16 protein-coding genes are annotated in these 14,571 nt (G+C 60.2%); 11 read left to right on the top strand and 5 right to left on the bottom strand.

What is annotated here, in order from left to right; all coding sequences use genetic code 11:
• Positions 1–18: 18 nt before the first annotated feature.
• A complete protein-coding gene (locus M1D88_RS14960) occupies positions 19–366 on the bottom strand; it encodes a holo-ACP synthase (protein ID WP_247046454.1) in 348 nt (115 codons plus the stop codon).
• A gap of 4 nt (positions 367–370) precedes the next feature.
• Positions 371–2,263 carry a glutamine--fructose-6-phosphate transaminase (isomerizing) gene (gene glmS, locus M1D88_RS14965; RefSeq protein WP_458111573.1) on the bottom strand — a complete coding sequence of 631 codons (1,893 nt, stop codon included), beginning with the start codon at positions 2,261–2,263 and terminating at the stop codon, positions 371–373.
• A 72-nt stretch (positions 2,264–2,335) separates the two neighbouring features.
• Between glmS and coaA the strand changes: the two genes are divergently transcribed.
• On the top strand, positions 2,336–3,301 hold the full coding sequence (gene coaA / locus M1D88_RS14970) for a type I pantothenate kinase (RefSeq protein ID WP_458111574.1): 966 nt from the start codon (positions 2,336–2,338) through the stop codon (positions 3,299–3,301).
• A gap of 5 nt (positions 3,302–3,306) precedes the next feature.
• Complete coding sequence (locus M1D88_RS14975; protein WP_458111575.1) at positions 3,307–4,245, top strand: M15 family metallopeptidase; 939 nt, start codon at positions 3,307–3,309, stop codon at positions 4,243–4,245.
• Between the two features lie 22 nt (positions 4,246–4,267).
• On the opposite strand, the gene glmM is transcribed toward M1D88_RS14975, so the two are convergent.
• The 3 genes from glmM to rplM all read right to left on the bottom strand — a co-directional run bounded on the left by glmM (position 4,268) and on the right by rplM (position 6,783).
• A complete protein-coding gene (glmM, locus tag M1D88_RS14980; protein WP_458111576.1) occupies positions 4,268–5,638 on the bottom strand; it encodes a phosphoglucosamine mutase in 1,371 nt (456 codons plus the stop codon).
• Positions 5,639–5,791: 153 nt separating this feature from the next.
• On the bottom strand, positions 5,792–6,301 hold the full coding sequence (gene rpsI / locus M1D88_RS14985; protein ID WP_309108168.1) for a 30S ribosomal protein S9: 510 nt from the start codon (positions 6,299–6,301) through the stop codon (positions 5,792–5,794).
• Positions 6,302–6,339: 38 nt separating this feature from the next.
• Entirely contained in the window at positions 6,340–6,783 is a 444-nt protein-coding gene (gene rplM / locus M1D88_RS14990; RefSeq protein ID WP_015937805.1) for a 50S ribosomal protein L13, read from the bottom strand.
• 340 nt (positions 6,784–7,123) lie between these two features.
• On the opposite strand from rplM, the gene M1D88_RS14995 reads away from it, so the two are divergent.
• From M1D88_RS14995 to M1D88_RS15035, 9 genes are all read left to right on the top strand, one after another.
• Entirely contained in the window at positions 7,124–7,789 is a 666-nt protein-coding gene (locus M1D88_RS14995) for a prepilin peptidase (RefSeq protein ID WP_458111577.1), read from the top strand.
• Between the two features lie 279 nt (positions 7,790–8,068).
• Positions 8,069–8,287, top strand: a complete 219-nt coding sequence (locus M1D88_RS15000) for a Flp family type IVb pilin (protein ID WP_458111578.1) — start codon at positions 8,069–8,071, stop codon at positions 8,285–8,287.
• Positions 8,288–8,450: 163 nt separating this feature from the next.
• Entirely contained in the window at positions 8,451–8,654 is a 204-nt protein-coding gene (locus tag M1D88_RS15005) for a Flp family type IVb pilin (RefSeq protein ID WP_458111579.1), read from the top strand.
• A gap of 161 nt (positions 8,655–8,815) precedes the next feature.
• Positions 8,816–9,112: a hypothetical protein gene (locus M1D88_RS15010; RefSeq protein WP_458114620.1), complete on the top strand. Its 297-nt coding sequence runs from the start codon at positions 8,816–8,818 to the stop codon at positions 9,110–9,112.
• Positions 9,100–10,131: a pilus assembly protein TadG-related protein gene (locus M1D88_RS15015; RefSeq protein ID WP_458111580.1), complete on the top strand. Its 1,032-nt coding sequence runs from the start codon at positions 9,100–9,102 to the stop codon at positions 10,129–10,131. Before M1D88_RS15010 ends, M1D88_RS15015 begins: the two co-directional genes overlap by 13 nt.
• 215 nt (positions 10,132–10,346) lie before the next feature.
• Positions 10,347–10,922: an RcpC/CpaB family pilus assembly protein gene (locus M1D88_RS15020; RefSeq protein ID WP_458111581.1), complete on the top strand. Its 576-nt coding sequence runs from the start codon at positions 10,347–10,349 to the stop codon at positions 10,920–10,922.
• Entirely contained in the window at positions 10,919–12,115 is a 1,197-nt protein-coding gene (locus tag M1D88_RS15025; protein WP_458111582.1) for an AAA family ATPase, read from the top strand. Before M1D88_RS15020 ends, M1D88_RS15025 begins: the two co-directional genes overlap by 4 nt.
• Positions 12,112–13,623, top strand: a complete 1,512-nt coding sequence (locus M1D88_RS15030; RefSeq protein ID WP_458111583.1) for a CpaF family protein — start codon at positions 12,112–12,114, stop codon at positions 13,621–13,623. Before M1D88_RS15025 ends, M1D88_RS15030 begins: the two co-directional genes overlap by 4 nt.
• Positions 13,620–14,564: a type II secretion system F family protein gene (locus tag M1D88_RS15035; protein WP_458111584.1), complete on the top strand. Its 945-nt coding sequence runs from the start codon at positions 13,620–13,622 to the stop codon at positions 14,562–14,564. Before M1D88_RS15030 ends, M1D88_RS15035 begins: the two co-directional genes overlap by 4 nt.
• Positions 14,565–14,571: the final 7 nt, after the last annotated feature.

The raw sequence follows: 14,571 nt of genomic DNA on the forward strand, positions 1-14,571 counted from the left end.
AATCGTGGCGGGAAAAGCCTAGCCCTCGGCGATAACGGTGGCCGTGGCGATGCCGCCGTCGTGGCTCATGGAGACGTGCCAGCGCTTGACGCCCTTGTTTTCTGCCACAGCCAGAACCGTTCCCTTCACCTGGATGGTGGGGCCGTGCTGGTCGAGTCCGATCCAGCAGTCCTGCCAGTTCATGCCCGCGGGAGCGCCGAGGACCTTGGCCACGGCCTCCTTCGCTGCGAACCTGGCAGCAAGGGACCTGGTGTTGAGTTCCCGTTCAGCCGGGACGAACAGCCTGTCCCGCAGCCCCGGCGTCCGCTCAAGTTGGCGGCCAAAGCGCTCGATATCTACTACGTCTACCCCAATGCCAACAATCATGGCGTCACTCTACCGTGACGCTCTTGGCCAGGTTGCGCGGCTGATCGACGTCGTAGCCCTTGGCCTGGGCAAGTTCGAGGGCGAAGATCTGCAGCGGAACAGTGGCCAGGAGCGGCGCGAGGAGGGTGGGCGCCTCCGGGATGTAGAACACGTGCTCAGCGTAGGCCTTGACGGCCTCGTCCCCTTCTTCGGCGATGACGATGGTCTTGGCACCACGGGCACGGACTTCCTGGATGTTGGAAACCACCTTGGAGTGCAACGAATCGCGTCCCCGAGGCGACGGAACCACCACAAACACCGGCTGGCCTTCCTCAATCAACGCGATCGGGCCGTGCTTGAGCTCGCCGGCGGCAAAACCTTCAGCGTGGATGTAGGCCAGTTCCTTGAGCTTCAAGGCGCCTTCCATGGCAACCGGGAAACCGACGTGGCGGCCCAGGAACAGCACGGACTTGGCGTCGGCCATGGAGCGGCCCAGTTCCTTGATCTGCTCCTCGTTTTCCAGGATGCGCTGGATCTTGGCGGGGATCTTGCCCAGATCCGCAAGGATGTCCTTGATCTGGCCCTGGAAGATGTTGCCGCGCAGCTGAGCCAGGTACAGGCCAAGCAGGTAAGCAGCCGTGATCTGGGCCAGGAATGCCTTGGTGGAGGCGACGGCGATTTCAGGACCCGCGTGGGTGTACAGGACGGCGTCGGATTCACGGGGAATGGTGGAGCCGTTGGTGTTGCAGATGGAGAGGGTCTTTGCGCCCTGTTCCTTCGCGTAGCGGACAGCCATAAGGGTGTCCATGGTCTCTCCCGACTGGGAGATGGAGACGACCAGTGTGTTCCCGTCCACGATCGGATCGCGGTACCGGAACTCATGCGAGAGCTCAACTTCGGTGGCGATCCGGCACCAGTGTTCAAAGGCGTACTTGGCCACCTGCCCCGCGTAGAAGGAGGTTCCGCAAGCCAGGACAATAATCTTGTCGATGTCCTTCAGGATTTCGACGTCGACGCGGAGCTCGTCAAGGCTGAGCTTGCCGTGGATGTCGGAACGTCCCAAAAGGGTCTGCCCGACGGCGTCCGGCTGATCGTGGATTTCCTTCTCCATGAAGGACGAGAAACCGCCCTTTTCAGCGGATTCGGGGTCCCAGTCGACATGGTATTCCTTGCCCTGTGCGGGGGCTCCGAAGAAGTCCGTGATCTCAACGGTGTCTGCGGTGATGGTGACGATCTGGTCCTGGCCAAGTTCCACGGCCCGGCGCGTGTAGTCAATAAAGCCGGAGACGTCGGAGCCGAGGAAGTTTTCGCCGTCGCCCAGGCCAACTACCAGCGGTGAATTGCGGCGGGCGGCTACGACGACGTCGGGCTGGTCACTGTGCACGGCAAGCAGGGTGAAGGCGCCTTCCAGACGCTGGCAGGCAAGCTGCATGGCCTTGGTGAGCCCGCCGTCGGAAACGTCGCCGTTGAGCTTCGTCCTGAAGATGTCAGCGAGAAGCGCAGCCGCCACTTCAGTATCGGTTTCGGAGAGGAAGGTGACGCCCTTGCGGAGGAGCTCGAGCTTCAGCTCGGCGAAGTTTTCGATGATGCCATTGTGGATCAGGGCGAGTTTGCCGCCGTCTGCCAGGTGCGGGTGCGCGTTCTTGTCAGTGGGTCCGCCATGGGTGGCCCAGCGCGTGTGCCCGATTCCAGTCAAGGATTCGGGCAGGGGGTGCTCCTCCAGCTCAGTGACCAGGTTGCTCAGCTTGCCCGACTTCTTCCGGAAGGAAATTTCCCCGTCTGCCAGGACTGCGACCCCTGCTGAGTCGTATCCCCGGTACTCCAGGCGGCGCAGTCCTTCCATGACCACGTCCAGCGCATTGTGTCCAACATGCTCCCCGTTCGAAGAACGGCCTACGTAACCCACAATTCCACACATGGTGACAAGCCTAGCGGGTTTGCGCGTTCTTCCCATTTCGCTCTCGTGGGCAACAAGGGCAGAATCTCTAGGGTGACTTTGCAACGCAATGAATCGAACGGTGAGGGTGTCTCCCCGTTCGTGGAGCTGGACCGGCAAACCTGGTCCCGGCTCTCAGCCCAGATGGAGCAGCCTCTGAACGAAGAGGATGTGCTTCGTCTCCGCGGTCTTGGTGATCCCCTGGACATCGAGGAAGTACGCGAGGTCTACCTCCCCCTGTCCCGGCTCCTGCACCTTTATGTGGAAGCAGCCGGGCAACTCCACGCGGCCACCACCACCTTCCTGGGTGACACTACCCAGCGCACACCGTTCGTCATCGGCGTGGCCGGTTCTGTCGCTGTGGGCAAATCGACCATCGCCAGGGTTTTGCGGGAGATGCTCCGCCGCTGGCCGGGAACCCCGAACGTGGAGCTCATCACCACTGACGGCTTCCTCTACCCGCTCGCCGAGCTCAAGCGCCGCCAACTGCTGGACAGGAAGGGCTTCCCGGAGTCCTACGACCGCCGGGCGCTTCTGCGCTTCGTCAGTGAAATCAAGAGCGGCGCGGAGGAGGTCCGGGCGCCCTGGTACTCGCACGTGACATATGACATCGTGCCGGGCAAGGAAGTGGTGGTCCGCCGTCCCGATGTGCTGATCGTTGAGGGCCTGAACGTCCTGGCGCCTGCCCGGCCGCGTCACGATGGCAGGCAGGGCCTCGCCCTGAGCGATTTCTTCGATTTCTCAATCTATGTCGACGCGAAGACGTCCTACATTGAAGAATGGTATGTGGACCGTTTCCGGAAGCTCCGCAGCACTGCCTTCGCGCAGCCCGAATCCTATTTCCATCGGTACGCCACGCTCTCTGACGAGGAGGCTGAGCGGACTGCCCGGGATATCTGGAAGCGCATCAACGAGCCCAACCTTGAAGAGAATGTGCTGCCCACCCGAGGCAGGGCCCAGCTGGTCCTCACCAAAGACGCAGACCATTCCATCCGGCGCATGCTGTTGAGGAAGGTCTAGCAGGCATGTGCCGCGACTGCGCGTCGTTCCCTGCCGGGCTCCCCGTTGCGGGACCCTCAACTGCCGGGGCCGCTCCGCTGCCGAGCCGGCGTGTCTTCACCCGGCTCCTGGCCACCGGGGCAGGCCTCACCGTCCTTGCCGCCTGCACGCCGGCGACCACGGAAGCGTCTCTCAGCTCCCCAGCGGTTTCACAGGCAGGCCCGGCAACAGGATCCCCCTCGCCTACTCCGACCACCACTGCAACTCCGATTGCCACTGACACAGCCTCGGCGGCAGCGTCTGCAGCCGCGCCGCCGTCGCCCGTTCCATCGCCCGTCTCGCCTGCCGCCGCCCTGGCGCAGCAGCACTCCCTCACTGACCCCGCAAGCCCCTGGCTTGTGGTCAACAAACACCGGCCCCTCACCTCGCCCCAATACGCGCCCTCGGATCTGGTACAGCCGAACGTTCCGCTGGCAGTCAGCGGGGAGGCATCCCTGCTTAACAGCACGACGGCGGCTGCCGCTGAGCAGCTGTTCGCTGCGGCTGCTGCGGAGGGAGTTACCATCACTCTGGCTTCGGGCTACCGGTCCTATGCCACCCAGGTGGCGACGTATGGCAGCTATGTGAGCTCACAGGGGCAGGCGCAGGCTGATACGGCGTCGGCGCGTCCCGGGTACTCCGAACACCAGACTGGTTGGGCTTTTGACATTGGTGACGGCGGCGGGGCGTGCGGATTCCAGCCGTGCTTCGCCGAGCAGCCGGCCGCTGTCTGGGCCAAGGCGCAGGCACACCGCTTTGGGTTTGTGGTCCGCTATCCCTGGATGTTCCACGAGATCACGGGTTACTACTACGAATCCTGGCATCTGCGTTACATCGGTATCGAGGCGGCCACCGACATGGCGAAGCGCGGAATCGCCACCCTCGAGGAATACTTCGGGCTCGAAGCGGCGCCGGGTTACCTCTAGGACCGCCCTGATAGCCATACGGTCAGGAGCGCTTTTCGGTGACAAGCTCCAGCGCGAGCTCCTTCTGGACCACGGCGGCAAGCCTGTCAGCGATCCGCTGAGCTATAGCCTGTTCTCCAGCTTCGACCATGACCCGCACAACAGGTTCGGTGCCAGAGGGGCGCAGCAGCACGCGTCCGGTGTCTCCGAGCTCGGCTTCAGCCTGCGCCACGGCGGCTGCCACTACGTCATCTCCCTTGACCCGGCTACGATCCACACCCTTGACGTTGATGAGGACCTGCGGGAGCTTGGTCATCACCGTGGCAAGTTCCTTCAATGGCCGCCCGGTCAAAGCCACCTGTGCTGCAATCTGCAGGCCGGTGAGGACGCCGTCGCCCGTTGTCGCGTGATCCGCAAAGATCACGTGTCCGGACTGCTCGCCGCCAAGGTTGAACCCGCCGTCGCGCATTTCCTCCAGGACGTAACGGTCCCCTACAGCTGTTTCACGGATGCTGATGCCGGCTTTGGTGAGGGCGATTTTGAGGCCCAGATTGCTCATCACGGTTGCCACCAGGACGTTGTCCTTCAGCTTTCCGGAGGTTTTGAGCGCAACTGCCAGGATGGCCATAATCTGGTCGCCATCCACCTCGTTGCCCTCATGGTCAACGGCCAGGCAGCGGTCAGCGTCGCCGTCATGGGCGATGCCCAGATCAGCTCCATGCCGCAGCACAGCCTCTTTGAGGGGACCGAGGTGGGTTGAACCGACACCGTCGTTGATGTTCAGGCCGTCGGGCTCGGCACCGATCACCACGACGTCGGCGCCGGCGTCCTTGAAGACCTGCGGGGAACATCCGCTGGCAGCACCATGGGCGCAGTCCAGGACCACCTTCAGTCCGTTCAAACGATGCGGGAGGGTGCCCAGGAGGTGCACGATGTAGCGGTCCTCCGCGTCAGAGAACCGCTGGATGCGTCCCACGTCGCTGCCGACGGGCCGACGGGCCTCATTGCCCATCTCGGCCTCGATGGCGTCTTCAACGTCGTCAGGGAGCTTCTGGCCGCCGCGGGCGAAGAACTTGATGCCGTTATCCGGGGCAGGGTTGTGGGAGGCGGAGATCATCACGCCAAAGTCAGCTTTCAGGTCCGCCACCAGGTAAGCGGCGGCAGGTGTTGGCAGTACCCCTGCGTCGTAGACGTCGATTCCGGAACTGGACAGCCCGGCTTCCACGGCGGCAGCGATGAACTCGCCGCTGGCGCGAGGGTCCCTTGCCACGACGGCGCGGGGGCGGCTGCCGTTGGTGTTGCGGTCGTGACCCAGCACGACGGCGGCAGCTTGGGCCAGCTGCAGTGCCAGCTCGGCTGTAAGCAGGCCGTTCGCCAGGCCACGGACACCATCTGTTCCAAATAATCTAGACATCGGGTCAAGTTTAGACGACGGTCCGCTGGCTCCGACCCAAAGCCCCGGTTCACTACAACCCGGTGCAGAACGTCGTCACCCGCCGAGCCGCGCAAAAGACAGTTAACGACGGAAGCCCGCCCTGCGAACAGGACGGGCTTCCGGGAAGCGGATTTAGCGCTTGGAGTACTGCTGAGCCTTACGGGCCTTCTTGAGGCCTGCCTTCTTACGCTCGATGACGCGTGCGTCGCGTGAGAGGTAGCCGGCCTTCTTCAGGATGGCGCGGTTGTTCTCGACGTCGATCTCGTTCAGTGAACGGGCGATGCCGAGACGCAGGGCACCGGCCTGGCCGGAAATGCCGCCGCCGTGAATGCGGGCGAAGACGTCGTAGGCTCCGTCAAGATCAAGGATCTTGAAGGGCTCGTTGACGTCCTGCTGGTGCAGCTTGTTCGGGAAGTAGTTGGCCAGCTCGCGGCCGTTGATGATCCATTTGCCGGAGCCCGGCACAACGCGAACGCGTGCAACGGCTTCCTTGCGGCGGCCAACAGCTGCGCCGGCAACGGTCAGGGCCGGGCGCTCCTTCTTCGGTGCAGCAGCTTCTGCAGCCGCTCCGCTTTCCGAGGTGTAGCTGGTCAGGGTTTCCTCAGCCTCAACGGCTTCGGTGGTCTCTTCGTTCTGAGCCACGGTTCTCCTTGTATAGATAAGTTGTTTGGTGGCCAGGACTACTGGGCGACCTGGGTGATTTCGAAAGTCTTGGGCTGCTGGGCGGCGTGGGGGTGCTCAGCACCGCGGTACACCTTCAGCTTGCCCAACTGCTGGGCAGCAAGGGAGTTCTTGGGGAGCATGCCCTTGATTGCCTTTTCAACGGCGCGGACCGGGTTTGATTCCAGGAGTTCCGCGTAGTTGACGGAGGTCAGGCCGCCCGGGTAGCCGGAGTGGCGGTATGCCCGCTTCTGCTCCAGCTTGGCACCGGTGAGGGCAACCTTCTCGGCGTTGATGATGATGACGAAGTCGCCCATGTCCATGTGGGATGCAAAGGTGGCCTTGTGCTTGCCGCGCAGCAGGATTGCGGTCTGGCTCGCGAGACGACCAAGGACAACGTCTGTGGCGTCAATGACGTGCCACTGGCGGTTGATATCGCCGGGCTTCGGGGTGTACGTACGCACGGTTTTTGCCTCGTTCTTATTCTGGCGTTCTTTTTTAGGTGTCACTCAAGCGTGTGCACCTACTATCTATGCGCTACCGGAACAGAGGTGAGGGCTCTATGTAACCAGTCATCCTGAAGTCCCGAATGTGCTCGTTGAGTAGTTATCCTGCAACCGGATTCTCAAGCGGGCACGCATCATCGAGATAGGACACGCACAACGACTGTCAAATATACCGTGGAGGGGCCGTCCGGGTCAAAATGGGGTAACCGGACAAGGCATCTAGTCTCCATCCACCTGCCGGCCAAGCACCAGACCCGAACGACAGACCGAACATAAGACCTGCCTTATAAGGAGCAATGTGTCCGTGTATCCCACCGGTGAGGCCAGCATGCCGTTGTTCGTCCTGATAATTGGCCTGCTCGGTGCCGGTCTCGGGTTGTTGGCGGAGATAGGCGTCCGGAAAGCCGTTCCGCGGCTCAGCGTTGACGCTTCCGTCCGCCTCAAAATCACGACGGCGGCGCTCACCGGGGCCCTTTCGGCCGCCATGGCATTACGGTTTGGCCAATCATGGGCACTTGCTGCCTATTTAGTGCTGGTAATTCTTGCCGTTCAGCTTGCCTTGATTGATATTCGCCATCACCTTTTACCTAATCGGCTGGTGTTAGCGCTTCTCATGGCCGGCGCCGCATTGCTTGCTGCCGCAGCCGCTGCCTCCCCCTCCTGGAATGCACTGCTTCGAGGGGTGGTTGCGGCGGCCATCCTCTTCACCGTTTACCTGATTTTGGCGATAATCTCGCCCCGCGGCATTGGAATGGGCGACGTGAAACTTGCCGCACCACTCGGTTTGTACCTTGGCTACTTGGGTTGGTCGCAGGTGTTCTACGGCGGGGCCCTCGGATTCGTGGCCGGCGGAGTGGTCACGGCCGTCCTGGTACGGGCAGCACGCGGAGAAAAGCCTTCAGAAGTGGCTTTTGGGCCATCCATGTTCGCGGCCGCTCTCGCCGTGATTCTGCTGCCGATCTGACGGTTAGCAAGCACCCTGCTTCGCCTTGATTGGTAAGGCTACTTAGTAAACCAAGTAGTCGGCAGTTAGGGACCCCTCGAGAAACTGAGTACACCCAATTCCTGGCTAAGTGCTGCCCTGAATTTCATTGGAAAAAGACGAGTACAGCCACTCATTGTTCCCCGTGTTTGCGCCATGCAATTGTTGTCCCAACGGAACTCCAGACGTCTGGGAAATGGGGGCAGCTGGAATTCCGTAAACCAATTCAATGTAATTCAATCTCTTGAAAAGGATAATAAAATGACTTCTCTTATGGTCTCATTTCTCGCCATGGTTGCCGGCGTAAAGGATCGTCTCTCCAACGAAAAGGGCGCAACTGCCGTTGAATACGGTCTGCTGGTTGCCCTGATCGCAGCTGTCATCATCGGCACTGTCGTGATTCTCGGCGGGCAGATTGATCTTGCGTTCCAGACGATCGTCGACCAGATGCCGGAACCGGCGGCTCCCGTAGTCGAATAGTCGTTCCCAAGCAAGATCCAGGGCGGGCCTGCCGGCAGCGGACTTCCCGCTCCACCGGCAGGCACCGCACTGGATCCTACTTTTTTCCAAGATCTTCGTCTCGCAAGGTCTTTCACTTCTTAGGTCATTCTCTTAGGTCTTTCGTTTTCTCCAGGGGGAACTCGTGGCTAGAAAATCTCTTCGCCGGCTCACCGCTCTCTTGAGCGGACTGGCCGTTGCCCGTCGATTGCCCGAATCAGAAACCGGAGCAACTGCTGTCGAATACAGCCTGTTGGTTGCGTTTATCGCTTCTGTCATCATTGCGGTGGTTACCACCCTTGGAGAACAACTCCTGCCCGGTTTCGAAACAGTTATCGGGGGTTTCTGATGCAGAACTTGTCTTGGCGCAGCAGATTTCCCGGGCACAAACGCACCGCAACGCGGCTTGGCGAAAAAGGTGCTGTAGCAGTCGAATTTGCACTGATTCTCCCCATCTTTTTAATGCTGGTTTTAGGCATCTTTGAATTTGGCCGCGCTTACAACATTCAGGTGTCGTTGTCTGAAGCGGCCAGGGAAGCTGCCCGCCACGCGGCAATCCACTATGCCGATCCGGACTACAGCGACGAAGACGCGCAGAACGCCGGCGTCGCCGCTGCTCCCTCTGTTGCGCTGGAACCGGCCGATGTTGCCCTTACCTATGACGACGGGGCGTGCTCGCCAGGGGACAACGTGACAGTGACAGTCACTTTCAACACAAGCTATCTCACTGGTCTCCCTGGATTGGTTCCAGGAATGCCAACGGACATTTCAATTTCTTCAAGGGGAGTAATGCGATGTGGCGGCTAACACGCGAGGATTCGGAGCGGGGCGTCGTGGCGCCCCTGACAGCTCTGCTCATGGTGGCATTGTTGGGGATGACGGCATTCTCCGTCGATGTTGCCATGATGTACTCCGAACACTCCCAACTTCAAAATGGTGCTGATTCCTCCGCGCTAGCGGTTGCCCAGGCTTGCGCTAATGACTCTTCGTCCGCAGAGTGCACCGCGCCTGATGACTTGGCCAAGACCATGGGAAATGGCAACACGCTGGACAATGCGACCAATATCCAAAACCTGGTTGTTGATACAAGTGCCGGCACAGTCGATGTCACAACCCAATCGAGGGACACCGATGGCAACAATCACTTTTCACTGACTTTCGCCCGCGCCTTGGGAATCGACACCGCTGACATCGGCGCATCCGCACGTGCCAGCTGGGGACCACCAGGTGCCGGACCAACTCTGCCGTGGACTTTCTCCTGGTGCGTTTTTGAGCAAGCGCTGAGTGAGGAGCAGCTAGAGGACCTCATCGCCACTGGTGATTTCACCGGTGACCCATCTCTGACCGACGTACTCATTCGGTATGACACAAAGGCGCCCACGACTACGTGCAATGGGCCAACAGGACATGTTGTACCAGGTGGCTTCGGCTGGCTTGATCAGGATGACAGCGGGACATGCACCGCCGACGTCAGTGTAGATGACGCCTCCGCCGGAAGCGATCCGGGAAACAACTTCCCGGCCTCCTGTAAGGCCAAGCTGGATGCCCTCAAGACGGGTCCAACGTTGATCCCCATCTTCCAGGAGACCAACGGGGAGTCCGGAAACAATGCAGAATACACCATCTACGGTTTTGCTGCCTTCCAGGCCACTGGCTGGAGGTTCGGCGGTCAGCCGGAGTTGAACTGGAACAGCACCACCGCACCTGCCTGCACCGGCGACTGCCGCGGCATCAAAGGCCACTTCGTCCGCTTCCTCTCATTTGAAGAGGGCCTCACGGGTACCGGACCAAACCTGGGCGGAACCACTGCCCGACTCATCGGCTAGATCCCACCATCTAACAGATTGGAAAAACCAAATTGAAAACTCGCCTACTGGGAGGCGCTGTAGCACTTGTGCTGGCAATAGTTGGCACTCTGCTTCTGGTCTCATACGTACAAGGTTCCGAGCAACGTGCTCAAAAGGACCTACAACCCCAAGAAGTCCTGGTTGTTCAGAACCAGATTCCGGAGGGCGCAACCCTCGAAACCATACAAAGCGCAGTGAAGCTCGAGTCCGTACCGTCAGCTTCGGTTCCCAACGGCGCCCTGAAGAGCCTCGAAGGGCTGCAGGGCAAGGTCGCCGGCGTCGAACTCCTGCCGGGTGAAGCGCTCTTGGGTGCACGCATGGTTGACCCGGAAAGTCTGTCCGCACCAGGGTCCGTGCCTGTTCCCGCAGGCATGCAGGAGATATCGGTTGAGCTGGGCGCCGAGAAAGTCATTGGTGGCCGGCTTGTCGCAGGCGACACTGTCGGAATAGTTATGTTGTTCGCCGATGGTGCCCTTCCAGCCGGTGCCGCCCCGGAATCGGGACAAATGGTCTTCCACAAGGTTCTGGTCACCAGCGTCCAGCGGGCCCTGCCTAAGGCCACGAAATCCACAGCCGAGACGGACCCCGCCGAAAAGGCCAACACCCAACTGCCGACCGGCTCGTTCATTGTTACCTTCGCCCGGAATGACACCGACGCCACGAAGATCGCTGTGGGCGCCGAGTTCGGAGAGTTGTGGCTCACGAAGGAGCCTGACACAGCCAGTGAGAGCACGCCCGTAGTCATCAAGAAAGCCGAGCTGTTCCAATGAGCCGCTTCGTCCTGATCACCGCAGACGCTGACTTCGAACGCCGCGTCAGGCAAGCTACGTCAGGTGTCCACGGCAGTCTGCACGCCATCCAGGCCGATTATCTTCCCCCGGGCCCAGATGATGTCCTTCGCCTTTTGACCGGCGATCCGGCTGAAGTCTTGCTTCTCGGTCCTGGCCTCCCCTTCGAAGATGCGTTCAGGCTGGCCAGTCTCTTCGATCTCCAGTATCCGGAGATCAGCGTCGTCCTCGTTGCGGCTGGGGATTCAGAGCTCGCCCTGCCGGCGATGCGGGCCGGAATACGGGATCTGCTGGATCCCCAGGCCGACGTCGATACCATCAGGATCCTGCTTGAACGTGCCAGCCTGGCATCAGCCGGGCGACGTCGGGGCCTTGGCAATTCCGTAGAGGGGCAGCGACAGGGCGGCCGGGTCATCGCCGTTATGTCGCCGAAAGGCGGAGTGGGCAAGACAACAGTCGCAACGAACATTGCCGTGGGATTAGCGAAGAGCCGCCCCATGGCAGTAGTAGTTGTCGACCTTGACCTGCAATTCGGAGACGTCGCTTCCGGGCTCATGCTTGCCCCGGAAAAAACGATCTCCGATGCTGTGACTGGAGCAGCGGTTCACGACACAATGGTCCTCAAATCCTACTTGAGCGTGCATTCAGCAGGACTTTACGCCCTGTGCGCCCCCCATGATCCGGCCGACATCGACGGTATCTCAGGCGGAGACATAACCCAGCTACTAAGCCAATTGCAAAGCGAATTCGAGTACGTCGTTGTGGACACCGCGCCTGGTTTGGGCGAGCACGTTCTGGCCACGTTGGAAGTTGCCACTGATGCTGTCTGGGTCTGCGGAATGGACATCCCGAGCATAAGGGGACTACGGACGGGTCTCCGCATTCTCAAGGAGCTCGATCTGTTGCCGCAACACCGCCATGTTGTCCTAAATTTTGCCGACCGGAGAAGCGGGCTTTCGCTGCACGACGTTGAGGCCACCATCGGCTGCCCCGTTGACGTCGTTCTGCCAAGGTCGCGAACGGTGCCGTTTTCCACCAATAAGGGCGTCCCCCTGCTCCAAGACGGCTCGAAAGACCAAGCAGCAAAGGGCCTCCACCACCTGGTCGACCGCTTGGGGCCGAACTGGGAAGCAAGACCACACAAGAAACTGCACCGAAGGGCGGTAGTGTCATGAATTTGTCCAAGCGACTGAATGCTGTTCGAGGATACGACAATCTGGAGACGTCGCCGGAGCCGGTTGCGGCAAATCAGTTGACCGGAACTCCTGCTCCGTTCGCAACACCAGTCCCCGGCAGTGCAGCTCCGTTCGGAGCACCGGCCGCCGGCACTACAGCTCCGTATGGAGCACCGGCCGTTGGCACTACTGAAGCAAGAGCCAACGCGGTGGAATCCAGCGACGCCTTGAGTGCCGTTAAAGAACGCGCGGCCACAGCCCTTTATGAGCGTCTTGGCAATCGGATCAGCGACTCTTCCGTGAATGAAGACGAGCTCAGCGCTTACGTAAAAGACGAGCTTCGCGCAGTGATCGAGGAAGACGATATTCCCCTTTCCCCCGGGGAGCGTCAGCGCCTCATCCAGGAAATCATGGATGACGTCCTGGGTCACGGCCCCTTGCAGCGCTTTCTTGATGACCCTTCGGTGACAGAAATCATGGTCAACGGACCCGACAGCGTGTACGTAGAGCGTGGGGGCAAGCTGCTTCTGACGAACGCGAAGTTCAGTTCTGAGGAGCATTTGCGGCGAATTATCGAGCGGATAGTGACCAAGGTTGGGCGTCGTATCGACGAATCATCGCCTCTCGTTGATGCCAGGCTGCAGGATGGCTCCCGTGTCAATGCCGTCATCCCGCCGCTTGCTGTCAGCGGGTCCACGCTGACCATCCGAAAATTCGGGCAGGTGCCGCTGACCGTTAACAACCTGATCGAATTTGGCACAATGTCGCCGGGAATGGCCGAACTGCTCCACGCGTGTGTCAGGGCCCGCCTGAACATTATCGTTTCCGGCGGAACCGGCACCGGTAAGACGACGCTGTTGAACGTATTGTCCTCGTTCCTGCCAGCAGACGAAAGAATTGTCACCATTGAAGACGCGGTTGAGCTCCAACTCCAGCAGGACCATGTGGTCCGGCTGGAAAGCAGGCCACAGAACATCGAGGGCAAGGGTGAAATCAGCATTCGCGATCTTGTTCGGAACTCCCTCCGCATGCGACCTGACCGGATAGTCGTAGGCGAAGTCCGTGGCGGCGAATCGCTGGACATGCTGCAGGCTATGAACACTGGGCATGATGGTTCAATTTCAACGGTCCACGCGAACTCTCCCCGGGATGCCATTGCCCGCCTGGAAACGCTGGTCCTTATGGCCGGCATGGACCTCCCGCTCCGTGCAATACGTGAGCAGATTGCCTCAGCAGTGAACGTTATCGTCCACATTTCCCGCCTTCGCGATGGCACCCGGCGGGTAACCAATATCACTGAAGTCCAGGGGATGGAAGGCGACATCGTTACTCTTCAGGATGCCTTTGCCTTTGACTACAGCGCGGGAGTGGATGCGAATGGCCGTTTCCTGGGCCAACCCATACCCACCGGGGTCCGACCCAGGTTCGTCGACCATTTTGCAGACCTTGGTATCACCATCTCGCCGGCGGTTTTTGGAGCCATGCCCATGGGAGGCGGATACCGATGACTACCACAAGTCCTGTCTTTTTGGCTTTTGGTGTTGGTCTTTGTTTCGTAGCCCTCACGATCGGCCTTTTGCTGGTACTTCGCCCGGGTTCTGCCATTCCGCTATCGCGACGCAGGCCAGACGTCGTTGATAAAGCGTCGCTTTTAACTCAAGCCACAAACACTGCGGTTTCGTTTATTGACCGTGGGGTCGGCAAGAACGTCAAATTCGTTTCGCCAGATGCATTGGAACAGGCCGGATTGCGCCTCAAGCAGGCCGACTTCATCCTCTTCGTGGCCTGTGCTGCTGTAACAGCTGGCGTCGTGGGTTTTATCCTCGGTGGAATTATCTTCGGCTTGCTTTTGTTGGCCGTGACTCCCTTTGCAGCCAAGATATGGTTGGCTTTCCTCACCGCCCGCCGACGGGCCAAGTTCGCATCCCAGCTCGGGGAAACCCTGCAGATGCTTTCAGGTGGACTTCGCGCCGGGCACAGCTTGTTGAGATCCATTGATGCCGTGGCTCAGGAAGCTGAGGCACCGACCTCTGAGGAGTTCACTCGGATCATCACGGAAACACGGCTTGGCAGGGATCTTAGCGAGTCCCTTGCGGAGGCCGCCCTCCGCCTGCGAAGCGAAGATTTCGATTGGACCGGCCAGGCTATAGAGATCCATCGCGAGGTCGGAGGCGACCTGGCGGACGTCCTCGACCATGTGGGGGAAACCATCCGGGAGCGGGCAGAGATCAAGGGGCAGGTACAAGCACTTAGTGCTGAGGGAAAGCTATCTGCCTACATCCTTATCGCATTGCCGGTAGGCATGTTTATCTACCTTAACTTCGCCAACCCATCCTACCTCGGCACCCTGTTCACCAGTCTGCTCGGGTGGGGCATGGTTGTCTTCGCCCTGATACAACTGGCGATTGGCTCCTTTTGGCTCAGCCGTGTCGTCAAGATTAAGTTCTAGGGGGAAA

The organism is Arthrobacter sp. R1-13 (assembly GCF_054161475.1).

Excerpts from the sequence above, each read along its gene's own strand:
- glmM (WP_458111576.1), bottom strand. The coding sequence starts at position 5,638 with ATGTCTAGATTATTTGGAACAGATGGTGTCCGTGGCCTGGCGAACGGC.
- M1D88_RS15030 (WP_458111583.1), top strand. The coding sequence starts at position 12,112 with ATGAATTTGTCCAAGCGACTGAATGCTGTTCGAGGATACGACAATCTG.
- M1D88_RS14960 (WP_247046454.1), bottom strand. The coding sequence starts at position 366 with ATGATTGTTGGCATTGGGGTAGACGTAGTAGATATCGAGCGCTTTGGC.
- M1D88_RS15025 (WP_458111582.1), top strand. The coding sequence starts at position 10,919 with ATGAGCCGCTTCGTCCTGATCACCGCAGACGCTGACTTCGAACGCCGC.
- M1D88_RS15000 (WP_458111578.1), top strand. The coding sequence starts at position 8,069 with ATGACTTCTCTTATGGTCTCATTTCTCGCCATGGTTGCCGGCGTAAAG.
- M1D88_RS14975 (WP_458111575.1), top strand. The coding sequence starts at position 3,307 with ATGTGCCGCGACTGCGCGTCGTTCCCTGCCGGGCTCCCCGTTGCGGGA.
- M1D88_RS15035 (WP_458111584.1), top strand. The coding sequence starts at position 13,620 with ATGACTACCACAAGTCCTGTCTTTTTGGCTTTTGGTGTTGGTCTTTGT.
- M1D88_RS15015 (WP_458111580.1), top strand. The coding sequence starts at position 9,100 with ATGTGGCGGCTAACACGCGAGGATTCGGAGCGGGGCGTCGTGGCGCCC.
- glmS (WP_458111573.1), bottom strand. The coding sequence starts at position 2,263 with ATGTGTGGAATTGTGGGTTACGTAGGCCGTTCTTCGAACGGGGAGCAT.